This is a genomic window from Myxococcus sp. AB036A, from assembly GCF_006547355.1.
Classification (GTDB): domain Bacteria; phylum Myxococcota; class Myxococcia; order Myxococcales; family Myxococcaceae; genus Myxococcus; species Myxococcus virescens.
Genome location: NZ_VHLC01000047.1, coordinates 32624 through 53886 on the forward strand (window position 1 = coordinate 32624; position 21263 = coordinate 53886).

The 21263-nt window shown below is 68.9% G+C and carries 17 protein-coding genes and 1 tRNA gene; 9 read left to right on the plus strand and 9 right to left on the minus strand.

The annotated features are described in order from the left end of the window. Nucleotides 1-1311 (minus strand): glycosyltransferase, encoded by a 1311-nt coding sequence (locus FL344_RS20035; protein ID WP_141619660.1) that lies wholly within the window; start codon nucleotides 1309-1311, stop codon nucleotides 1-3. 214 nt (nucleotides 1312-1525) lie between these two features. Here FL344_RS20035 and FL344_RS20040 point away from each other — a divergent pair, with 214 nt between their 5' ends. Further along, nucleotides 1526-1744: a hypothetical protein gene (locus FL344_RS20040; RefSeq protein WP_141619661.1), complete on the plus strand. Its 219-nt coding sequence runs from the start codon at nucleotides 1526-1528 to the stop codon at nucleotides 1742-1744. A 100-nt stretch (nucleotides 1745-1844) separates the two neighbouring features. Beyond that, nucleotides 1845-3443 (plus strand): amidohydrolase, encoded by a 1599-nt coding sequence (locus FL344_RS20045; protein WP_141619662.1) that lies wholly within the window; start codon nucleotides 1845-1847, stop codon nucleotides 3441-3443. 16 nt (nucleotides 3444-3459) lie between these two features. On the opposite strand, the gene nhaR is transcribed toward FL344_RS20045, so the two are convergent. Further along, complete coding sequence (nhaR, locus tag FL344_RS20050) at nucleotides 3460-4359, minus strand: transcriptional activator NhaR (protein WP_026113871.1); 900 nt, start codon at nucleotides 4357-4359, stop codon at nucleotides 3460-3462. A 117-nt stretch (nucleotides 4360-4476) separates the two neighbouring features. On the opposite strand from nhaR, the gene FL344_RS20055 reads away from it, so the two are divergent. The 3 genes from FL344_RS20055 to FL344_RS40055 all read left to right on the plus strand — a co-directional run bounded on the left by FL344_RS20055 (nucleotide 4477) and on the right by FL344_RS40055 (nucleotide 5727). Continuing rightward, entirely contained in the window at nucleotides 4477-5271 is a 795-nt protein-coding gene (locus FL344_RS20055) for a sigma-70 family RNA polymerase sigma factor (RefSeq protein ID WP_026113872.1), read from the plus strand. Between the two features lie 88 nt (nucleotides 5272-5359). Continuing rightward, nucleotides 5360-5432: transfer RNA gene (locus FL344_RS20060), tRNA-Phe, on the plus strand. A 10-nt stretch (nucleotides 5433-5442) separates the two neighbouring features. Then, nucleotides 5443-5727, plus strand: coding sequence for an SNF2-related protein (locus tag FL344_RS40055; protein ID WP_368667443.1), 285 nt, complete (start codon nucleotides 5443-5445; stop codon nucleotides 5725-5727). Here the strand turns inward: FL344_RS40055 and FL344_RS20065 are convergent. Both FL344_RS20065 and FL344_RS20070 read right to left on the minus strand, forming a co-directional pair. After that, nucleotides 5658-9494, minus strand: coding sequence for a DEAD/DEAH box helicase family protein (locus tag FL344_RS20065; protein ID WP_228565206.1), 3837 nt, complete (start codon nucleotides 9492-9494; stop codon nucleotides 5658-5660). The two genes, FL344_RS40055 and FL344_RS20065, sit on opposite strands and share 70 nt — an antisense overlap. Nucleotides 9495-9513: 19 nt before the next feature. Next, complete coding sequence (locus FL344_RS20070) at nucleotides 9514-10257, minus strand: phospholipase D family protein (RefSeq protein ID WP_141619664.1); 744 nt, start codon at nucleotides 10255-10257, stop codon at nucleotides 9514-9516. Nucleotides 10258-10460: 203 nt separating this feature from the next. Between FL344_RS20070 and FL344_RS20075 the strand changes: the two genes are divergently transcribed. The 4 genes from FL344_RS20075 to FL344_RS20090 all read left to right on the plus strand — a co-directional run bounded on the left by FL344_RS20075 (nucleotide 10461) and on the right by FL344_RS20090 (nucleotide 15746). Beyond that, the gene (locus FL344_RS20075) at nucleotides 10461-11006 is read left to right on the plus strand and encodes a hypothetical protein (protein ID WP_186817903.1); all 546 of its coding nucleotides are present in this window, start codon (nucleotides 10461-10463) and stop codon (nucleotides 11004-11006) included. A gap of 101 nt (nucleotides 11007-11107) precedes the next feature. Further along, the gene (locus tag FL344_RS20080; protein ID WP_194858529.1) at nucleotides 11108-12517 is read left to right on the plus strand and encodes a pitrilysin family protein; all 1410 of its coding nucleotides are present in this window, start codon (nucleotides 11108-11110) and stop codon (nucleotides 12515-12517) included. Next, the gene (locus FL344_RS20085) at nucleotides 12514-13974 is read left to right on the plus strand and encodes a pitrilysin family protein (protein ID WP_141592432.1); all 1461 of its coding nucleotides are present in this window, start codon (nucleotides 12514-12516) and stop codon (nucleotides 13972-13974) included. The genes FL344_RS20080 and FL344_RS20085 overlap by 4 nt, the downstream gene beginning before the upstream one ends. Before the next feature lie 155 nt (nucleotides 13975-14129). Continuing rightward, entirely contained in the window at nucleotides 14130-15746 is a 1617-nt protein-coding gene (locus FL344_RS20090; protein ID WP_141592431.1) for a hypothetical protein, read from the plus strand. Between the two features lie 26 nt (nucleotides 15747-15772). Here the strand turns inward: FL344_RS20090 and FL344_RS20095 are convergent, their stop codons facing one another. From FL344_RS20095 to FL344_RS20115, 5 genes are all read right to left on the minus strand, one after another. Then, nucleotides 15773-17119 carry a DUF1615 family protein gene (locus FL344_RS20095; RefSeq protein ID WP_141619666.1) on the minus strand — a complete coding sequence of 449 codons (1347 nt, stop codon included), beginning with the start codon at nucleotides 17117-17119 and terminating at the stop codon, nucleotides 15773-15775. Between the two features lie 170 nt (nucleotides 17120-17289). Further along, a complete protein-coding gene (locus FL344_RS20100) occupies nucleotides 17290-17985 on the minus strand; it encodes a hypothetical protein (RefSeq protein WP_228565207.1) in 696 nt (231 codons plus the stop codon). 143 nt (nucleotides 17986-18128) lie between these two features. Beyond that, complete coding sequence (locus tag FL344_RS20105) at nucleotides 18129-18938, minus strand: hypothetical protein (RefSeq protein WP_090485701.1); 810 nt, start codon at nucleotides 18936-18938, stop codon at nucleotides 18129-18131. Between the two features lie 57 nt (nucleotides 18939-18995). Beyond that, a complete protein-coding gene (locus tag FL344_RS20110; protein ID WP_141619667.1) occupies nucleotides 18996-20804 on the minus strand; it encodes an acyl-CoA dehydrogenase in 1809 nt (602 codons plus the stop codon). Between the two features lie 21 nt (nucleotides 20805-20825). Then, nucleotides 20826-21134: a hypothetical protein gene (locus tag FL344_RS20115; RefSeq protein ID WP_141619677.1), complete on the minus strand. Its 309-nt coding sequence runs from the start codon at nucleotides 21132-21134 to the stop codon at nucleotides 20826-20828. Nucleotides 21135-21263: the final 129 nt, after the last annotated feature.

The following is a 21263-nucleotide window of genomic DNA, read 5'->3' on the forward strand; positions in this document are numbered from 1 at the left end:
TCACACCCCCTGGAGGCTGGCGGGGTTGAAGGAAACGGGGACGATGCCGCGCGGTGGCAGGGGGCGCACGGCCGCCAGGTGCTTGAGCAGTCGCACGTGGTCCCTGAGCAGCCGGGGCATGAGGAAGTGCTGGCGCACGTGCTCATGTCCACGCGCGCCCAACAGGTGGGCCTCGTCGGGGCGGCGCAGCAGGTGGAGCATGGCCTCGGCGCATTCCTCCACGGTGTCCACGAGGGCGCCGCCAGTGCCCTCTGGCAGTTGCATGGGAATGCCGCCCACGCGGCCACCGACGACGGGCGTGCTCTTCCACAGCGTCTCCGCGACGACGAGCCCGAAGCCCTCGCGCAGGGACTTCTGGACGACGACGTCGGAGACGGCCTGAAGCGCGTTGACCTCGATGTTCCCCACGCCCACCAGGTTGGTGAGGATGTGGATGAGGCTGTCGCCCGCGGTGGCGGCGCGAAGCTCCTCGTAGACATCCCAGCCCTCCGGGTCGTCCAGGGCGAGTGAGCCCGCGAGCGCGAGCTGGAGGTCGGGGACGTGGGGACGCACGCGCTGGTAGGCGCGGACGACGCCGAGCGGGTCCTTCCAGCGGTCGAAGCGGCTGACCTGGGTGACGAGCGGCCGGTGGGTGCGGATGCCAATCCACTCCAACACGTCGCGGGAGAGGGCCTCTGGCAAAGGGTGGTTCTTGGGACTGAGCGGGTCGATGGCGGGCGGGTAGATGCGGACGTCGGAGATGGGGAGTTGCGGTGGAATGAACTCCCGCATCGTGAAGATGGCGGCGTCGTAGGCGTGCAGGTAGGGCGACAGGAAGTCCCAGAAGGCCGGGTTGGGGTGCGAGGTGTCGATGTGGCAGCGCCATATCCAGCGCGCATCGAGATGAGGACTCAGCGCCGCGAGCACGGCGGGCTGCGGGTCGTGGACGAAGACGAAGTCGTAGTTCTCCGAATCCGTGACCAGCCGGTGGGCATTGAGCTGGGCGTTGGCCAGGTAGGTGGCCTTCTCGCGCTCTGTGAGTTCGCCGGGAGCGCCTTGCAGGCCGTTGTGGATGCGCTTGGTGACCTGGAAGAAGGTGTCGTCGCCGTGGATGAGCTTCCAGTCCGTGACGATGCCCAGGTCGTTGTAGAGCGGGACCAGGGAGCGGAGGATTTCGGAGACGCCGCCGCCGTAGGGCGTGGCGCTCAGGTGCATGCACCGGGCACCGCGCAAGTCCTCGGAGAGCCAGTGCAGTTCGTCGAGGATTTCGTCGGGAGCAATCCCGCGATAGGTGGCAAGCGAACGCTTGCCAATGTCCACGACGTCCAGCATGGCCTCGGCCTCCCGGGTGAGCGCTACAGCGCAACGGTGCGCATGGGAAGCGGCATCATCCGCGCCGCGTGGTTGCCGGGCCGCCCTCCGGGACCGAGGGCGGGCGCCTGAAGGTGTGCCCGGGCATCCGCTGGTGGACGTCCGCTGTCGTCGACAGATTGTCGATGGAGGGCACGCTCCCTCGGGGCCGTCCGCAACTCGACAAGGAGGCTACATGCGCCGTGCCGTTCTCATTGCCCTGGGCGTGGCAGTTGCTGCGCCCGCTTGCAAGACCACGCAGCCCGAAGGAACGGAGGACCGTCAGCCCCTGATGGGCCCGGACCAGATTCGCGAGCCCGTTCAGACTGTGCCGGATACCCCCGCGGGCCCCGCGACGCCCCTGCCGGAGACCGACGCGGGCACACCGGAGACGCAGGAGACGCAGGCGGAGTAGTCCGCGCCCGGACCGTATTCGTCGCCACACGTGTGACAGTGACAGCGCATCCTGACTCCCGCACAGTTCGCGTCCGAAGCGGCACGCGGAAGGAGTCACGGTGCAGGCGACAGTCTACCTGGCGGAGCGGGTCTGGACGTTGGATGCGGCGCGGCCACGTGCCCAAGCGCTGGCGGTGCGGGATGGGCGGCTGCTGGCCGTGGGGACTCGCCAAGAAGCGGAGGCCGCCGCGGGCCCGACTGCGCGCCGGGTGGACCTGGGCGCCGCCACCGTGGTGCCGGGCCTCGTGGACGCGCACGCGCACATCCACGGACTGGGCCGGAGCCTGACGACGGTTCGGCTGGAGAAGGCGGGCTCGGTGGATGAGGCCATCCGCCGACTGACCGAGGCGCCCGCCTCCAGCTTCCAGGGAGACTGGTTGCTGGGAAGAGGGTGGGACCAGAACGAGTGGCCTGGTGGCGCCTTCCCGGGCCGCAAGGAGCTGGACGCGCGCTTCCCGTCGACGCCCGTGTTCCTCACCCGGGTGGACCACCACGCGGCCTGGGTGAATGGCGAGGCCCTGCGGCGCGCTGGAATCACCCGCGACACGCCGGACCCGGAGGGAGGCCGCATCCTCAAGGACGCGCACGGCGAGCCCACGGGCGTGCTGGTGGACAACGCCATGGACGTGGTCGCCGCCGCGATTCCACCGCCTTCCAGGGCGCAACTGGAGACTCGGCTGCGGGCAGCGCTGACCCGTTGCGCGCAGGTGGGGCTGACTGGCGTGCACGACGCGGGCATGGAGTGGGATGCCTTTCGCGTGCTCCAGTCATGGGACGCCGCGGGCACGTTGCCTCTGCGCGTCTATGCGATGGCGGCGGGCCAGGGGGACGCGCGACACGCGTACCTCGAGCAGGGGCCGTGGCAGGGGCGGATGCTGGCGATGCGCTCGGTGAAGTTCCTGGCCGACGGTGCGCTGGGGAGTCGGGGCGCGGCGCTGCACGACGACTACTGCGACGAGCCGGGGCAACAGGGCTTGTTGTTGCTGCCACCCGAGGAGCTCGCCTCTCGCGCCCAGGCCTTCATGTCCCGGGGCTTCCAGGTGTGCATCCACGCCATTGGAGACCGTGCCAATACCTTGGTGCTGGACGTGCTGCTGCGCGGCGCCGAGGTGACGGGCACGCAGTCGCTTCGGCACCGTGTGGAGCACGCGCAGATTCTCCGGCGCGAAGACATCGTCCGCCTGGGAGCCGCCGGGCTGGTAGCGAGCGTGCAGCCCACCCATGCGACCAGCGACATGCCGTGGGCCGAGTCCCGGCTGGGCCGCGAGCGGCTCAAGGGCGCCTATGCCTGGCGCAGCCTGCGCGACGCGGGAGCGCACCTGGCGCTGGGCAGTGACTTCCCCATCGAGAATCCGGATGTGCTCGCGGGGTTGTACGCGGCGCGCACGCGGCAGGACGCGGCCGGCTGGCCCGAGGCCGGCTGGATGCCGGAAGAGCGGCTGACGGCGCGCGAGGCGCTGGAGGGCTTCACCACCGGGCCCGCCTGGGCGTCCTTCGACGACGCCCGGCGCGGCCGGCTGGCTCCGGGGATGGACGCCGACTTCGTGGCACTGTCGGAAGATCCGCTGGAGGGGCCCGCCTCCGCGTTGGTGAAGGCGCAGGTCCTCGCCACCGTGGTCGCGGGCGCGGAGGTGTACCGCGCGCCATCTCTGGACTGAGCGCGGCGCCTTGGGCTCACTCGCCGAAGATGTGCGAGCGCGCCGCCTCGGCGATGGTGACGACAGCCGGGTGGCGAATCTTCCGCTCGACAGTGATGGCGTAGAAGCAGGTCTCGATTTCGTCGGTGCGCCCGATGACGGAGCAGTTGAACTGACGCTCCACCTCGGCCTCGATGGCGCTGGGCATGGCGAAGACCCCGTGCCCGCGCTGGCCGAAGGCCTGGAGCAGGGCGCTGTCATCGAAGTCACCCGCGATGACGGGGCGCAGGCCCTTGCGCTCGAACCACAGGTCCATCGAGCGGCGCGCGGAGGACTCGACTGACGGCAGCAGCACGGGCGCGCCATCCAGCGACTGAGGGAAGTTCTCCCTGAGTTCGACCAGCTTCCCCGCCGCGAAGAAGGACACGCCGCACTTGCCGAGCAAGTGATTGAACGAGCGCACGCTCACCGGCTCCGAGCTGGGCGCATCCGCGAGCACCACGTCCAGCTCATGCAGGGCCAGCGAGGCGAGCAGCTGCGGCAAGGGCCCTTCGCGGCAGATGATGCGCAGCGACGGGCCTGCTTCGAGCGCGGGCTTGAGGAGCTGTTCGGCCACCAGCTTGGGGATGACGTCGAGCACGCCGACGTTGAGCCGCAGTTGCTGCCCGGGCGGCAGGCCGGAGACGACGTTCTTCAGCTCGTTCCCCAGGCGGAAGATTTCGTCCGCATAGCGCATCACCGTGCGGCCCACGTCAGTGAGCACCAGCTTGCGGCCCTGGCGCTCGAACAGCTTGTGGCCCAGCGACTCCTCCAGGAGCTTGAGCTGGCTGCTGATGGTGGGCTGCGCCAGGTGCAGCTCCTCGCCTGCCTTGGCGATGCTGCCCGCCCTCGCAACCGTCCAGAAGTACAGGAGGTGATGGTAGTTGAGCCAGCTCATACCCATAGAGATAGTCGAAGTGTTGCCGTTAAACTACCTAATTTTCTTATAGAGCCCCGGCCCTTAATTTCCTCTGCGTCGCGCCGCCGTGTGGGCGCGCCCAACCGGAGGAGGTCCATGGAAGCCATCAACCTGAACGTGTCCTTTGAATCCCCTGAGCTCGTGGTTCCGGCTGAGGTCGCTGAAGCGCGCGTCCGTGAGCACCTGAAGTTGGTGCGACGGTTGGCGTGGAAGTACCGGTGGACCGGCCTGTCGATGGAAGAGCTGGTGGCGGAAGGCAACGTTGGGTTGATGGAAGCCGCGGGACGTTTCGAGGAACGCGGGGTGCCGTTCGCGGCCTATGCCAGCCAGTGGATCCGTGCGCGCATCCGCGCCTACGTGGGCCGCAACTGGAGCATGGCGGGCGGCCGGGCGCCGTGGGTGGTGTTCCAGCTCCGGAGGGAGCGGTCGCGGCTGGAGGCCCGGTGGGGGGAGGGCCACCCGGAGGTGGAGAAGCGCCTCGCCGAGGCCTTGGGGAAGCGGGAGGACGAGGTGGCCCTCGCCATGGAGGCGCTGTCGCGGGACGTGTCGCTGGACGCGCCGGTGTCTCCGGACTCGGAGGCCACGCGGCTGGAGGGGCTGATGGCGGATGCCGACTCGCAGGAGGACCAGGTGGACCGGGCGAAGTGGGCGCGGCGGCTCCGGGCGAGCGTGGACGCGGCCTGGCCGGAGCTGGATGCCCGGGAGCGCGCGCTGGTGGAGGAGCGGATGCTGGCGGAGGACGGGGTGAGCGCGGAGCTGCTGGCGCGCCGGTTCGGGGTGACGGCGGTGCGTATCCGGCAGATCGAACAGGGTCTGCGGGTGAAGCTGCGCCACAGGCTGACGGCCGGTCTCACGTCCTGGGACGGGGAGGCGATGTCCCTGGCGGCCTGACGCCTGCCTGCCCGGGTGGCGGAGAATGCTGTTGACGGAGGAGGGAAGGGCTCGCTATGAAGGCGCCGTTCCGCGCGGTGCCTCTTACGCCCAGGTAGCTCAGTCGGTAGAGCAGGGGATTGAAAATCCCCGTGTCGGTGGTTCGATTCCGCCCCTGGGCACTTAGCGGAGATGAAGGCCTCTGGACTCAAAGTCCAGAGGCCTTTGTCGTTTCAGGCGCCGTGCGTCCCTGCTCCAGGGGGGGGCGCCCAACACGCGGGCCCGCGCGTCGCGCTGACGGGCACGCCCATGGAGAATCGCCTGTCGGAGCTCTGGAGCCTCTACGCGCTGCTCTTCCCGGGCTGCTGGGCAGCCGCGAGACCTCTTGTTCGCGCTTGGACGGAGGCTCACCCGGACCTGGGGCGCTCCAAGGCCCACCGGTCTTCATCGTCTCGCCAGACAGCGGCTCCCTGGTAGGTCCAGCCACCGGACGCGGTCTCTTGTGTGAACACGAAGGCTGTTTCACTGGGGTGGTGGTCTGGGACGCGCAGCCCCAGGCGGCCGGGAGAGGTGAAGGCTTGCGCGTCCTTGATGAACAGGAACAGGTGGCCTTCATGGCGCCCCGTTCTGGGCGCCGCGCTCAATCCAAAGTGGGAGCTGAGCTGCTCCTCCGTGAGCGTCGTGCCCAGGGGAGGTGCCAGCCGTTCGGGTGGAATGACCTCGACGACCAGGGCGATGGGAGATGTCGCTTCACCCGCCTGGAAGGACTCACGCAGGGGATTGTCGGAGCGGAGCAGCCAGTGCCCGTCTTGCCGGACGAGCCGCTTCACCTGATAGCGGAAGCCTGTGATTGGGTCGGGGACCTGGACGAGGGCCACCTTCCCATCCAGGGGCCCCGCCCCCACGGCTTTCGCGTCGCGCATCACCAGCCAGTCACCATCGCGGATGGGGTGCGGGCCTCCGTCCATGGAATCACCAGACGCGCGCACCGCGAACAGCCCTTCGCCGTGCGCTCGGCTTGGAAGGCGGACCCTCGCCGCTTCCGGAGCCTGGTCGATTGAGATGGGGTGCTCCACGGCGCCCGCGGCCGCGCGCAGGCTGGGAAATGCGACCAGTGTCCCCCAGGGCGCGAGGGGGCTCGGCTCGGCCTGAGCCGGGGCCGCGCTCCACCCGTCAGGGCCGAGCGTGAACCGGACGCGAAAGGCCGTGCCTGGCATTCCGGCGGTGGGGCCAAACCATTGGCGCAACAGGTCCGGCAGTTGATTCTGTTTCGCGCCATCGGGTCGCGCGACGTTGACGGCAATCTTCACGAAGTCGAAATGCCAGCGCGCTCCATCGTCGAGCCGGACCGCGGTCGTTCCCAGAGGCAGGTCCGAGCGAGCACTCCGCTCCGGGAGCTTGAGGATGGGGCCCCGGCTATTCGAGATGACCCTGGCATCAAAGGCGGAGTCCTGCACCTGCGCCTGTTGGCGGCGCCGATACTGTGCGAGCCGGTAGTCCACCAACTCGCGAGTCATGGCCTCGAAGGACTTCTGGGCCGATGGGGCCATGGGAAGGCGAGGGATGAACCGCTCTTCCTCGACGCGGAACCACCTCCCGCCCTTCGTCCATGCCTCAACGGGGTTCGACTTCCAGTACGTGAGGAACCGGGCGGGATTCGGGAGCCGTGGGTCGCCCAGGGCCTTGACCGCTTCGAGGTCCCGGAGCAACTCGGGGGAGCGTTGGAGAATGGCCAGGCATCGCCGGGCAAGCTCGGGTAGCGGCAGCCCCTGTTCCAGGGCATCGGCTTCGAGCAGCGCTTCCACTACGACCATCTTGAAGCACTGGCTCATATTCGTGAGCTCGAGCTCCTTGAACCAGTCGCGGCCTTTGTCGAGGCTCCGAGCCTCGTCGTCCGTCAGGTCGCCCTCCGACCTCACGAAATCGAACCACCCCGGGTGCGCCTTGCGCAGCGTCGCGGGTGAGTACCCACGACGGTAGAGCTCTCCGATGGTGGGCCGCAGTCCCCGGGCATCGCGCAGCTCGCGGTAGACACGCTCGACCTCCTGCCCCCCTCCGGAGAGGAAGTGCCGGAGCATCTCCTTGGCTTCGAGCTCCACTTCCACGGTGCAGCCAGCAGGCAGCGCGGGTTGCCGGTCCGAGGTGAGAAAGTCACGCAGGGAGGCCGGAGGCTTGCCCACGGCCAGCAGGGTTCGGAGCCGGTCGAGAAACAGCCGGTGATTCCCGACGAAGTCGATGAGGATGACCCGCTCTTTTCCCTCGGCCTTTCGCAGTCCTCGCCCGAACTGCTGGAGGAACACCACGGGGGACTCCGTGGGGCGGAGCATCACCACGCGGTCGATGCTCGGGACGTCGACACCTTCGTTGAACAGGTCCACAGCGCAGATGGCATCCAGCGTGCCATTCGCGAGCTGGCGCAGCGACTGGGCACGGTCCGCCGAGCCAGCCCCGGCGTGGACGGCCACGGCGCGAATCCCCTGGCCTCCCAGCCATTGCTGGACGAAGTGGGCATGGGAGATGGAGCAGCAGAACACGAGCGTGCGGCTGGCGGGATGCTTCTGCCACGCACGCCACAGTGTCTGCATGCGTGCTTCGGTCTCAACCGCCTGGGTCAACAGCGCCACGTCGAAGCGGCGGCTCTTCCAGGGGATGTTCTCGTAGGGCACCGTGTCCTTGAGTCCGAAGTACTCGAACGGTGCGAGCAGTCCCTCCTGGATGCCTTCTCCAAGGTCCGAGCGCCAGGCGAGGTGGTCATCGAAGAGGCCGAGCACATCGCCCTCGTCAGCGCGCTCCGGCGTCGCCGTGAGCCCGAGCATGAACGCCGGCTCCACGCAGGCGAGGATGGACCGGTAGCTCGCCGCCGTGGCGTGGTGGACCTCGTCCACGATGACGTAGTCGAACGCGGCCGCGAGGCGGAGCGCCTGAAGGTCTTCTGGCCGCGAGAGCTTCTGCACCGAGGCGAAGACCACGTCACCCGCGAGCTGCGCGCGTTGACCCACGTACCAGCCGAAGCGGAGGTGGGGCTGCTGGCGACGGAACGTCTCCGCGGCCTGAACGAGGAGCTCTTCCCGGTGCGCGAGGAACAGCACGCGGCTCGCCCGCCCCCGCTCCTGGCTGAACTGTTCCACGTCGAGCGCCGCGAGCAGGGTCTTCCCCAGGCCCGTCGCGAGGACGACCAGCGCGCGTTGCCGTCCCTCGCGCCGGCCACGCGCGAGCGCACCGAGCGCCTGACGCTGGAGGCTGTGTGGCTCGCGACGGGGCAAGGGGGCGTCTGGCTCCGCCTCACCTGCCGGAAGACGCAGTCGGGCCGCCGGTGCGCGGCGAGCGTATTGCTCGACCCAGTTCGCGTCCAAGAGGGAGGCCCGGCTCCACCAGCCCTCGAATGCGTCCACCACCTCGTTCCAGGCCTGCGGGTCCCGGTCCCGCTCGACGCGCAGGTTCCATTCGACGCCCGTCTTCAAGGCGGCGCGCGAGATGTTGCTCGAGCCGACGTAGGCCACAGCGAGCCCGGTGCCAAGGAAGCGCCAGGACTTCGGGTGGAATGACGTGAGTTGGAGCTTCTCCACCTCCACGACGCGCGCTTCAAAACGGCCACGGCCTGGCTCCGCCTGGAGCGCGGCGTCCTCTTCCATCCAGTCGAGCAGCCGTCGAAGTGCATCCGCCTGGGTGATGGCCAGATAGTCACCCGTGAGGATGCGCACCGTCGCACCCCGGGTGAGCGCGGCTTCCACGGACTCGCGCAGCAGCTCCAGTCCGCTGTCTTGCACGAAGGCCGCCAGGACCGAAATCTCCACCGCATCCGCGAACAGCGGCTCCAGGTGGTGCAGGAACGGGTCGTCGAGGCCTCCCGTGGCCAGGGGCTTGTTTCGCCCGGCGAGGTAGTTGCCCTTGCCTGGAATGACGTGCCGGACTCCGCCGCGAGGGTCGCCCATGTCGCCCTGGAAGCGAGGGATGACGTGCACATGCAGGTGGAGCACCGTCTGGCCGGCCGCCGCGCCCACGTTGATGCCGATGTTGTACCCGTCTGGATGCAGCTCGCCATCCAGCCCGCGTTTCACCTCGTCCACCAGCTCGAAGATGGCGCGCTGTTCCTCGGTCGTGGCATCGAACCAGGTCGCGACCTGCCGCCGGGGAATCACCAGCGTGTGTCCCGGGCTCACCGGGAAGCCATCCCGGATGGCGAAAGCGAGCGCGTTGGCCGCGACCCACTGCGATTCAGGGACTGACAGGAACGGAGATCTCATCGTCACGGGGCGCTGAAGGCTACCTGAGCATTCCGTAGCACTTACGGCACAGGGGCTTGTTCTTGCTGGCGGCGAAGTCCATGCCGCAATGGTGGCAATGGTTGTCTTCGTAGTTGGGGTCGCCGTATCGGCGCCAGACGTTGAAGTCGCTGTCGCAGTAGGGCCTCTCCGGGTTGAAGCCGATTGCGTCGCGGCAGCGGATGCAGAATCCCTGCGTGGCGTGCCGGGGGACGGGCGTGGCGCTCCTGCGACGCGGCTCGGTGGCCGGCTTGAAGGGGACTTCCTTGCGGTGTGGGGTGATTTCGCTCTCGATGAACTCGCTGATTCTCACGTACTCGGCGCGACCGGCTGAGATGCAGATGCCGACTTCAATGCTGTTGTTGAAGGAAGACTCAATGAGGTTGAGCGACGTGATGAGAGCGTGGCGTTCGGAGTAGTAGAGCTTGGCGTGCAGGTCCCTGACGACGAACAGGCGCATGCCCGCTTGCATGAGGCTGACCAGGAGCTCCACGCCTTGCTGTGAGGGGCCCCGTGTGCTCTCGTCACCCTCGCGGATGACCAGGGTCACGGCTACCTCCCGTTCGAGGGCTTGACGAATCTTGCGCTCAATGTCTCGCAGTTTCTCGATGCTGACGTAGGGACTGATCAGCGTGACGTGCTCTTGGGCTTCATCGATGAGGCCGTGAAGTCGGCGGACCGTGTCGACTTTTCCCAATACCTCAAGCGCATCGGCATCGCGTGAGCGAAAGAAGTTCTCGAACATGGGTGGGGCGGGGAATCAGGGGGTAACGCACAGCGGCTGGAGACCGGTGGCCGCAGATGCTCTTGGAGTTCCTTGGCATACCAGTAATTCCAGGGCACGAGAAAGGCGCCCTCGTTTCTCCTCCTTCCCGACGCTGCCCCACGATGCCGGGTGCACGGGCTGCCCGGAGCAGGGTAGAGAGGGAGCTGGAGGAACGAAACGAGATGGACGCGAACGCAGTGGCGGAGCTCGAGAAGGCGGGCGTGAAGGTGGACCAGCCCGAGCGCCTGTACGTGGCGGTGGAGTGGGATGCGGACGGCAAGCACGTGCGTCCGGTGGGGGAGCGCGTCCAGATTCGCGCGGGCGAGCAGCTGGCCCATGTGACGCTCAAGCCCATCTCCCAGCTCTTCGTGGGCGACGTGAAGCCCCCCAGCTTCGCCAAGGCGCCGCCGCCGGAGTATCAGCCCTTCTTCCTCCTCATCGAGGCCACCGCCGCCGGCTACTGCCGCGCCGTGCGCAACACCGAGACGGACCAGGAATTCGAGCGGCTCTACCGCCACCTCCTGCGCCGCCCCGACGGCACCGACCGCAACCCGCTCTTCTCGCACCTCCAGGGTGCCGTTCGCCTCTACATGTCCCTGCGCGACGTCAGCCAGGCGGAGTTCGAGGCTGTCATCCAGCGCCTCCACCAGTCCGCCAGGCACTTCCAGACGCACACGGGCAGCATCAACTACTTCCAGGAAGTGCTCCGCGAAGTGCTCGGCGCCTGAGCCGCGGCGTCATCCACCCCTCCTGGTCAACCCAGGAGGGTGGCAACTGGAATATCGTGCGCCGCCGCCCGTTTCCGGGCGCTCTTCCGACAGGAGCACGGATGTTCCGTCAGTCGTTACTCTGGACCTCGTGTCTGGCCCTGCTCGCCGGCCCCGTGGCCTGTGCGCAGACGCAGGGCGGCAAGCCGGTGGCGAAGTCCGCCGTGTCCGCCGCGCCCAAGCTCGGCGCCGGCATCGAGTCCCGCACCCTCAAGAACGGGCTCAAGGTCATCGTCTGGCCCGACCACGACATTCCCAATGTCGTCCTCTACAACTGGTTCCGCGTCGGCAGCCGGAACGAGTACCCCGGCATCACCGGCTTGTCCCACTTCTTCGAGCACATGATGTTCAACGGCGCGAAGAAGTACGGCCCCGGTGAGTTCGACCGCGTTATGGAGGCCAACGGCGGCGCCAACAACGCCTTCACCTCCGAGGACGTCACCGTCTACATGGACTGGTTCCCGCGCTCCGCGCTCGACGTCATCTTCGACCTCGAGGCCGACCGGCTCCAGCACCTGGCCATCGACCCCAAGGTCACCGAGTCCGAGCGCGGCGTCGTGTACTCGGAGCGCCGCTCCGCCATCGACAACGACAACATGGGCGCCCTGATGGAGCAGGTGCAGGCCACCGCCTTCGTGGCGCACCCGTACCAGTTCCCCGTCATCGGGTGGCCGTCCGACATCGAGTCGTGGCGCATCGAGGACCTCCAGCGCTACTACAAGACGTACTACGCGCCCAACAACGCCACGCTCATCTTCACCGGCGCCGTGACGCCCGCGGAAATCTTCGCGCTCGCGGAGAAGTACCTGGAGCCCATCCCCTCCCAGCCCGCGCCGGAGCCCGTCCGCACCAAGGAGCCCGAGCAGCAGGGAGAGCGCCGCATCGTCGTGAAGAAGCAGGCCCAGGCCCCGCTCATCCAGCTGGCCTACCACGGCATCTCCGGCAAGGACGCGGACGTGGAAGCGCTCACGCTGCTCCTGAGCATCCTCACCAACGGCGACTCCTCGCGGCTGCACCGCCGCCTCGTCGAGGAGGAGCGCGCCGCCCTCCGCGTCAACACCCACTTCAGCCCGGGCTTCGACCCGTCGCTCGTCTGGGTCTACGCGGACTTGCCGCCCGGTGCCGACGTCGCCAAGGTGGAAGGCCTGCTCACCGAGGAGCTGGCCCGCGTCGTCAAGGACGGCGTCAGCGACGCCGAGCTCAAGAAGGCGCGCAACATCACCCTGTCCCAGTTCTGGCGCAGCCTGGAGACCAACAACGGCCGAGGCCGCGCGTTGGGCGCCGCGGAGACGTTCCGCGGTGACTACCGTCAGCTCTTCGAAGCGCCCGGCCGCTATGAGCGCGTGACGCGTGACGACGTCCGCAAGGTCGCCGCGCGCATCTTCAATTCGCAGCGCCGCACCGTTGGCTGGCTCGTGCCCGCCGACGCGCAGGCCGCCACCCCCGACTCCCGCAAGGAGGCCTCGCGATGAGCGCCCCCCTCTCCTGGAAGGCCGCGTTCACCACGCTGCTGCTGTCCTCCGTCCCCGCCGCGGCCCAGGGCTCCGCCGCTGCTCCGAAGCCCGCCACGGCGGCTGCGGCGCAGCAGGGCGTGACGCTCCCCAAGGCCACCACCGTCACGCTGAAGAACGGCGCGAAGCTCCAGCTCGTGGAGCGCAAGGAGCTGCCGCTCGTCTCGTTCAGCGCGTGGGTGCGCGGCGGCGCCCTGGGCGACCCCGCTGGCAAGGAAGGCCTGGCCGCGCTCACCGGCGAGCTGTTGCAGAAGGGTGCCGGCAGCCGTGACGCGCGCCAGTTCGCCGAGGCCGTGGACGGCGTGGGTGGCGAGCTTCAGGTGGCCGCCAACCTGGAGGCCCTGGTCATCAGCGGCCAGTTCATGTCGCGCGACACCGGGCTGATGGTGGAGCTGCTCACCGACATGCTCACGCGCCCGCGCTTCGACGCGAAGGAGCTGGAGAAGGTCCGCGCGCGCAAGGCTTCTGAGATCGCCGCCGCGAAGGATGGCGACCCGCGCATGCTGATTGGCGCGTACTTCCAGGCCTTCCACTTCGCCGGGCACCCGTATGGCACGCCTGTCAACGGCAGCGAGGCGTCACTGCCCGGCCTGTCCCGCGAGGACGTGCTCGCGTACGCGAAGAACCACCTGGGCGCGGACCGGCTCATCCTGTCCGTGGTGGGTGACTTCGACGCGAAGGCGCTCGCGAAGAAGCTGGAGTCCTCGCTCGGCGGCTGGGCGCGCGCCGCCACGCCCGCGCCCACCGTGCCCGCCACCGCCGCCTCCAAGGGCCGGCGCGTGCTGCTGGTGGACAAGCCGGACGCCACCCAGACGTACTTCTGGATTGGCAACACCGGTATCTCCCGCGATGACCCGGACCGGGCCTCGGTGCGGGTCGCGGAGACGGTGTTCGGTGGACGCTTCACCTCGCTGCTCAACACGGAGCTGCGCGTGAAGTCCGGCCTCAGCTACGGCGCCAACTCCGTGTTCATCCGTCACACGCGTCCGGGGCCCGTCATCATCGCCTCGTACACGAAGACGGAGTCCACCGGCCGCGCCATCGACCTGGCGCTGGAGACGCTCGCTGGCTATCGGAAGTCCGGCATGGATGACGCCATGCTCGCCTCCGCGAAGTCGTACGTGCTGGGGCAGTTCCCGCCCACGCTGGAGACCGGGACGCAAGTGGCGGGCAAGCTGTCGGAGCTGGCCTTCTACGGCCTGGATGCCAGCGACGTGGATGGTTTCGCCAGCGCCGTCTCCGCCACGACCCGCGAGGGCGTGCACGGCATCATCCAGCGCAAGCTCCCCGCGCCGGAGGACCTCACCTTCGTCCTCATCGGCAAGGCGTCGGACATCCGGGAGGCGGCTCGCAAGTACGGCACCGTCACGGAGATGAAGATTTCCGACAAGCACTTCGCGCCGCCCGCGAAGCGCTGAGACTCGCCGCGCACCGCCGGCCCCGGACATTGTCGGGCCGGCGGTGCCTTCGGGGCGGAGTCCTCCGTCCCGAACGCAGCCCATCTGGCCGCCCAGCAGGAGATGTCAGAGGCCCTCGGTAGGGTGCTCGGCGCTTCATCCTCCATGGGGGTCATATGCGTTTGCGTCACTGGTCGCTGCTGCTGGTGCCCACCTGTGCTGCCTGGCTTGGCTGTGCGGGTGGCGAACCGGGTTCCGCTTCGGACTTCGGCGACGGACAGTCGCCCGTGAGTACGGACCGTCCCTCGGGCGACGGAACGGGCACGGACGAGCCGCGGTCCGACATCGGTGAGCCCGGTGATTCCGACGACGTGGTGTTGGTGACGCAGACCACGCGCTTCCACACGTCGGTGGGGGTCGCTGAGCGCCAGGAAGACCTCTCCGCGAATCCTCCTGAAATCTACGTTCCCTCCGGGAACACGTTCAGCGTCGTGTCGGGCTCGGCGTCTCCGGAAGGTTGGCGCTTCACGGGCATCCCGTCCGGTGCGTACTACCTGCGAACGGGCAACAGCTTCGTCGTCACGTCCGCGCGCGCCGTCGACATTGGCAGCAACCGGCTGGGCCGTCCCGATACGGTCTTCAGTGATTTGTTCTGGTCGCCCGTCCAGGTGAACCTCGTCAACCTGGCGCCATGGGTGCCCTACGGAGGCCTGACGCAGCCGGGCTCGAGCCTGCAGGTCGCGTCCGCACAGGTGGACCTCTATGGCGGCGTGAATGTCTTCGACGAGGTGCTTGAAGGACAGACGCACCTGCTCAGCAACAACGCGGAGGTGTTGGTGAGCAGCGGCTATTCGCTGCCTGTCTTCGAGGCTGGCCGGGGAGACCGTCTGTACGTGAGCCAGCACGGCCAGATGGACGCGGGGACGCTGCCGGACGGGACCCCGCTGGCATATTCGGCCCTGGTGCGCAGCGTGGAGATGGGGGCGTTCGACTTCGCCCCGGATGGCATCACCCCCATGCCGTTGACGGGCGTCATGCGCCCCGTGCCGATGACGGAGTTCCCCATCGAGTGGCGCCTGCCGGACTTCACCCGGTATGCACAGGCGGTGCACCCGCTCGCCACGGCCAGCTACCCCTCCTTCTTCGTCATGCCCGCGGCCCACGGCCTGAGCGACGGCTGGGTGGGGTACTCGGGGGAGGCGCTGTCCCTGATGTTTCCGCGGGGCACTTCGTTCAACTTCACCCGGCGCTTGTCGTACGGCAACCCGTTCCCATCCTCGTGGGAGATGGTGGGCGGAGCGCAGTACTCATTCCGCGTCCAAGCGGAGGTGCCGGGGGGCTCCGGGCTCTGGGCCTACCTGTCCGGCAACATGTATACCTACGAGCGACTGGATAGCCTCGTCGCAGGGCCCATCCTGCCGCGCGTGTCTCCGCCGCGTGAGCTGACCATTGACGGTCTGCCCGCCAGTGATTCCCGTGAGGTGGGCTCCGCGAGTCCCGTCATCGCGTGGCTGCCTCCCATGGTGGGGTCACCCGCCGCCTACCGGATTGCCATCTACCGGTTCCGGGAGGATGTCCGTATCAGCGTGCTGCATGGCAGCGTGACCGTGCCCGGCTCGCTCACCCAGGTGCGGCTGCCGCCCGGGACGCTGGCGCCAGAGGGCATCTACTACCTGCGTGTCTCGGCCGTGGAGGCTCCGTACTACGAGATGGAGCGCTTCCCGTTCAGCACCGTGGACCGGTTGCCCCAGGCGCGCGCGGACACTCTCAGCTCGTTCTTCACCACGCCGTGAGGCGCGGTCGCTGAACCCGGGGCCCGCTACTTCGCCGTCAGCGCGCGGTAGCGGGTCATGCACTTCTGGAAGCGCTGGTCCACCGAGCGCGCGAACCACGCGGTGGTCAGCTCCCGCTTCAGCTTCGGGCTCTGGAGCGTCACCCGGGGAAGCTGGGCATAGGACGGCGATTCGCCCGTTTCCCGCTGGTAGACACGTTTCACCGCGCGGAACGTGTCAGTGGATTCGAAGTCCGGCTCCTTCTCCTTGCGCACGTCGCGGCGCACCTGACGCTCGCTGAGCTCCTCCGGGGCGAAGCGCTGACGGAAGGCGAGCAGCGCCAGCAGCGACTTGCTGTCCTCGCTGCGCGGCTGCCCCTGCTTGTCGTAGAGCTGGAGGTCTCCGTCGGGCGCCAGGGGGTGGCCGGTGAGACGGCTCACCTGTGACTGGAGCGCGGCGTTGCGGGAGGCATAGACGCCCGCGTTGTAGTCCGCGAAGCGGAAGAGGGGCTCGGGGTATGCGGCCTCGTAACCCAGCAGCCGCGCGGTGCCGTAGCGCACGCCGCCCGCGCGGGTGTACATCGACTCGCGCACCTCGGCCGGGTCCGCGTCCTCGCCCGCCTTCTGCATCGCGTAGCGCACGCTCACCTGCATGGAGCCGGCGGTGGTGACGGGGTTGAACTCGTGCAGGTTCCCCGAAGCGAAGACGCCACTGGCGAAGTCCACGACCTTGAAGGTGCTCGGGAATTCGTTTTCGTAGTACGCGAGCATGTCGCGGAAGAGACGGTCCAGGTCGCGCTCGGTGCGCAGCGCGCGCAGCCGTTCGTCGAACGTCTTCTTGCTGCCCTTCGCCCGGCCTTCCAACACCGACGCCAGGACCTTGCGGCCCAGGGGGCCCAGCTTGTTCGCGTGCTCCTCCAAGCGCGCGCGGACCATCTTCGGAAGCCCCGCGACAGCCGGGTCGACCTTGTAGCCGGACTCCTGTTCGATGACGGCCAGCACCGAGCACACCGCGGGCGGTGACGGGGCAATCTCCTCCACCTCCAGCGCGGCCAGCACGTCGCGCGCCCAGCCCTCGCGGTCCTGGAGCTGTGGCGGCATCAGCTTCGCGACCTGTGACGCGGAGAGCCGGGGCGGTGGTGGAATGGACGGCTGGGCCGAGCCCGCTCCGCGCGGCGCGCATGCGGTCATCGAACCCAGTGCCACCAGCATGCCCAGCCAGGCGCGGCCACGGTGTACGGACGGTCGCACATCGGTTGTCTCGTGGGCACCGGGGCCCGAGTCGCGGCGGGGCGCCTGCGTCCAGGTGGGCTTCGCAGTGAGTGTCACCCACAGGCCGCGCCACGCACGGCGCCAGCCGGACGTGTGGGACCGCGGTGGAATGGGCTCCTGCATGCGCTCGCCTCCGAGGCTTGGGCCCCGATATCTCAGGAGGCGCGCGGCGCTGGCGAAAGCCATGGGCTCTTGCGCTTGCCCGGTGTGCGGACGAGCGACCGGGCTTCAGGCGGTGATGACGCCGGGCAGGGCCTCCTTGTTGGCAGGCCCTACCACGGCGCGGGCTTGTCTCAGCGGCGGATCTGCACGTCGCGCGCGACGGTGCGGCCACCCATGAGGACGAACTGCGCACGCACCGGCGTGCCTTCCCGCAGCTGACGCAGCGGCACCTTCCGCCCCTGCCGCAGGCCACGGCTGCGCGGGTCCAGCTCCAACTCGTAGACGCTGCCCTCCCGGTCCTTCACGATGAGGGTGTTCTGCTTCACCTTCGTGACGCGCCCGTTCACGGAGCTGGAGGCGATGATGACGTCCTCCAGGGGCGTATTGCCCGAGCCGCCCTGGCCCGTCTCCACCGTCGCGTCCTGCGCCGCACGCGCCGCGCCCAGGTACCAGTCCTCATCCTCCCGGGCCTGGACCGCCTCGGAGCCAATCATCACCCGGCTCGGGGGCACCTGCGGCTGCGTCCACGGCGCGGAGGACTCCGCCATCGGATCCGGGGCGCGCACGGGTGTGCCCTCCAGCGGAGCCACGGACGTGTCGCTCAGGGCCGTGGGCGCTCGCGCCGGGGTGTTCATCCGGGGCGCCCGTTCCTGCACCGCCATCGCGGGCTGGAGCGCCGCGGGCTCTGTCGAGCCGTTCACCGCCATCACGGGCTCGCGTTCAATGGCCCTGGCCGTCATGTCCGCTTCCACGCCGCTGGGCGGGACCACCGCCGCCCGAGGCTCCCGCTCACGGCAGCCCGTCGTCAACGCGAAGAGTCCCAGCATTCCCACCCACGCCCATCCTCTTCCCATCCTGTGCCCCTCGAGTTCCCACTCGTTCCGTTTCGCGGCTTCCAATGCAAACTGTGTGCGCCGGCCCCTCGGTGGGAGCCGTGCGTTGGAAATCCGCGATGACGATTGGACACTCGTTACGCCGCCAGCGCGCGGGCCACGGCCTTCACGTGTGAGCGCACCAGTTCGCGCGCGCCCATCAGCTCCGTGGCGTCCTTCGGCGCATAGCCCAGGCACAGCACCACGTCGTCTTCCGGCGACGCGCGCACGCCCAGCTTCACGTAGTCCACGGTGCGCGGCACGGGCTCGCCATCGGCGTCCCGGTTGAAGCGGCCGAACACCGTGGCATTCGTTCCCCGTCGCGGCGCCGTCTCCTTCAGGGCGAACATCCGCCGAATCGCGGCGAGCGCCTCCGGCTGCTCCATCAGCACTTCCGGACGCGCGGGCCCGGCCAGCTCCCACTCCAGCAGGCGCAGGCAGCCGCGGACGAACTCCACGTCGGTGATGACCAGCCCGTACAGGTACCAGTCCGCGCAGGCCACCTGCACCAGCCTCGCCTGGGCGTCCGTCAGCCAACCGAACGAGGGACAGGTGAACGTCTCACAGACGGACGAGCGGTACACGCCGCAGTCCCGCAGGTCCGTTCCGCCCGTCACCAGTGGGTGGGCCAGGCAGCCTACCTGCTTGCGCTCGTTGTCCAGGAAGCCCAGCAGCGGACACACCCGCACGGCGGAGAACATGGGCTCGGCGCGCCGGGCCGCCAGCAACTCACGGGCGGCTTCCTGCCACGCCGAGGCTTCCCAGGGCACGCGGCGCAGCCGCTCCGTCTGCATGGAGAGCTGCTCCGCCACGGCCAGGCGGGAATGGTCCCGGAAGTTGTAGAGGCCGCAGCAGGCTCCGCACGACGCGCCTCCACCGGGCTGGCACAGGTGGAAAGAAACAGTCACGCTTTACATCTTACGAGCTCCAATGATTCATGCAGGAGAATCGTCGGGAGCGTCGTCTCAGAACCATTCCGGGCGCATGCGCGCGTAGGAGTCCTCTCCTGTCCGGCACAGCCGGGCGAGCAGTGGCACTCGGGGCAGCTCCACCGCGAACCAGTACTGCGCCGCGGCCAGCTTGCCCTCGTAGAAGTCAGCGTCCGGGGCGCCGCGCCCCAGCGCCTCTTTCGCCGCCGCGGCCTGGGCCAGCCAGCGCCAGGCCACCGCGAGCACGCTGAACAGCTCCAGGAAGTCCGCGCTGTGCCGCAGCATCAACTCGACCTCGCCGGACATGCCCCGCGCGCCCAGCTCCGTCACCACGGTGGTGGTCTCCGCAAGAGCCTGTTCGAGCGCTTCGCCCCACTCCGGCGTCACGCCCGCCGCGCGTGCTCGCGCCACCGTGGTGCCCACTTCCTCCGCGAAGGACCGGAGCGCCGCGCCGCCTCCGGCCACCACCTTGCGCCCCAGCAAATCCAGGCCCTGGATGCCGGTGGTGCCCTCGTGGATGCTGTTGAGCTTCTGGTCTCTCAACCAGGCCTCGGGCAGGTACTCGCTGGAGTAGCCGTAGCCCCCATGCACCTGCACCGCGAGCGCATTGGCCTCGAAGCCGCGCTCGGCGGGGAACGACTTGGCCACGGGTGTCAGCAGGTCCACCAGCAGGCCCGCGCGCTGGCGCGTGGCTTCGTCCTGGCCATGTCCCGCGAGGTCCGCCTGGTACGACGCGGCGAGCAGCAACGACAGGCCTCCTTCGACGATGGCCTTCTGCCGCAGCAACATCCGCCGCACATCCGCGTGTTCGATGATGGGCGTCTGCGGCCGCGTGGCGTCGCGCACGCCCGTGGGCCGGCCCTGGGGGCGCTCACGCGCGTAGGCCACGGCCTCGTGGTACGCCACCGTCGCGGTGGCCACCCCGTTCATGCCCACCATGATGCGCGCCTCGTTCATCATCTGGAACATGCACGCCAGCCCCCGGCCGGGAGGCCCCACCAGCCAGCCGTGGCAGTCACCCGATTCGCCATAGTTGAGGGCCAGGCTGGGGATGCCCTTCCAGCCAATCTTGTGGATGACGCCCGCCACGCGAACGTCGTTGTCCACCAGCGTGCCGCCCTCCGGCCGCCGCGAGGGCACCGCGAAGAGGGAGATGCCCCGCGTGCCGCCCTCCGCGCCTTCGATGCGCGCCAGCGTCAGGTGCACCACGTTCTCGCTGAAGTCCTGGTCCGCGCCGCTGATGAAGATTTTCGAACCCTGGATGCGCCAGCTGCCGTCCGGCGCGGGCGTCGCGCGGGTCCGCACGTCCGCGAGGCTGCTGCCCGCCTGCGGCTCGGTGAGGGCCATGGTGCCCGTCCATTCGCCCCGGTACATCGGTTCCATGAACGTCGCCTTCACCTCCGGTGTGCCGAACACCTCCAGCAGGTGCGCCGCGCCCAGCGTCAGGCCCAGCCAGGCGTAGACGCTCAGGTTGGCCGCCATGAGATAGGCGGTGGACACCGCGTGCACGGTGAGCGGCAGTTGCTGTCCGCCGACGTCGGGCGGGCGCGTGGCGGTGAGCAGGCCCAGCTCCACCAGACGCGGGTACAGCTCGCGCATCAGCGGGTGGACGTGGACGCGCCCGTCGCGGAAGGACGGGGGCTGGGCGTCCATGTCGCGGTAGGTGGGGTAGAGCACCTCGCGCGCGAAGCGACGCGTGCTGTCCAGCAGCAGGCTGAAGGTGTCGCGGGAGTGCTCCGCGAACGCGGGCAGGGCACACAGCGACGTGGCATCCAGCACCTCGTAGAGCTGGAAGTCCACGTCGCGGTCCGACAGCAGCGGATTGGGGCGGGGCGCGGTCGTCATGCCCCGGTGTTAACAGGCGCGTCAGTAGGACGCGAAGGCAGACTCGAAATCGAGGTCGTCGTCTGGAGCGTCGTCCCGGATGTCGCGCACCGCGTCGGGCAGGGCGGTCCACTCCTCCGGTGGACTGTCGTCACCCTCCAGCGGCAGGACGGACACGCCGAGCAGCGCCATGGTCAGCGCCGTCTCCATGGACTCCATCAGCGGCTCCTGGGAGCGGTGCCACCAGCGATGGTGCCCCCGCTTCCGCCGACGCAGCCGCTCCAGACAGGAAGGGCCCAGCACCTGGACGCCGGCGCCGCCCAATGCGGTGAGCGACAGTCCACAGGTCATGGAGGACACGCCATGCGGCCGTCCCCGATAGGGGCGCAGCGGTGCGTGTGTGTCCAGGGGACGGGACGTCGCCGGCGGGGCCGCCAGGGGCCGCGCGGATGCGCGCGTACCACCCCGCACGCGCCACGG

Excerpts from the sequence above, each read along its gene's own strand:
- FL344_RS20065 (WP_228565206.1), bottom strand. The coding sequence starts at position 9,494 with ATGAGATCTCCGTTCCTGTCAGTCCCTGAATCGCAGTGGGTCGCGGCC.
- FL344_RS20095 (WP_141619666.1), bottom strand. The coding sequence starts at position 17,119 with ATGCAGGAGCCCATTCCACCGCGGTCCCACACGTCCGGCTGGCGCCGT.
- FL344_RS20085 (WP_141592432.1), top strand. The coding sequence starts at position 12,514 with ATGAGCGCCCCCCTCTCCTGGAAGGCCGCGTTCACCACGCTGCTGCTG.
- FL344_RS20080 (WP_194858529.1), top strand. The coding sequence starts at position 11,108 with ATGTTCCGTCAGTCGTTACTCTGGACCTCGTGTCTGGCCCTGCTCGCC.
- FL344_RS20040 (WP_141619661.1), top strand. The coding sequence starts at position 1,526 with ATGCGCCGTGCCGTTCTCATTGCCCTGGGCGTGGCAGTTGCTGCGCCC.
- FL344_RS20055 (WP_026113872.1), top strand. The coding sequence starts at position 4,477 with ATGGAAGCCATCAACCTGAACGTGTCCTTTGAATCCCCTGAGCTCGTG.
- FL344_RS20100 (WP_228565207.1), bottom strand. The coding sequence starts at position 17,985 with ATGCTGGGACTCTTCGCGTTGACGACGGGCTGCCGTGAGCGGGAGCCT.
- nhaR (WP_026113871.1), bottom strand. The coding sequence starts at position 4,359 with ATGAGCTGGCTCAACTACCATCACCTCCTGTACTTCTGGACGGTTGCG.
- FL344_RS20110 (WP_141619667.1), bottom strand. The coding sequence starts at position 20,804 with ATGACGACCGCGCCCCGCCCCAATCCGCTGCTGTCGGACCGCGACGTG.
- FL344_RS20070 (WP_141619664.1), bottom strand. The coding sequence starts at position 10,257 with ATGTTCGAGAACTTCTTTCGCTCACGCGATGCCGATGCGCTTGAGGTA.
- FL344_RS20115 (WP_141619677.1), bottom strand. The coding sequence starts at position 21,134 with ATGACCTGTGGACTGTCGCTCACCGCATTGGGCGGCGCCGGCGTCCAG.
- FL344_RS20035 (WP_141619660.1), bottom strand. The coding sequence starts at position 1,311 with ATGCTGGACGTCGTGGACATTGGCAAGCGTTCGCTTGCCACCTATCGC.
- FL344_RS20075 (WP_186817903.1), top strand. The coding sequence starts at position 10,461 with ATGGACGCGAACGCAGTGGCGGAGCTCGAGAAGGCGGGCGTGAAGGTG.
- FL344_RS20090 (WP_141592431.1), top strand. The coding sequence starts at position 14,130 with ATGCGTTTGCGTCACTGGTCGCTGCTGCTGGTGCCCACCTGTGCTGCC.
- FL344_RS40055 (WP_368667443.1), top strand. The coding sequence starts at position 5,443 with ATGAAGGCCTCTGGACTCAAAGTCCAGAGGCCTTTGTCGTTTCAGGCG.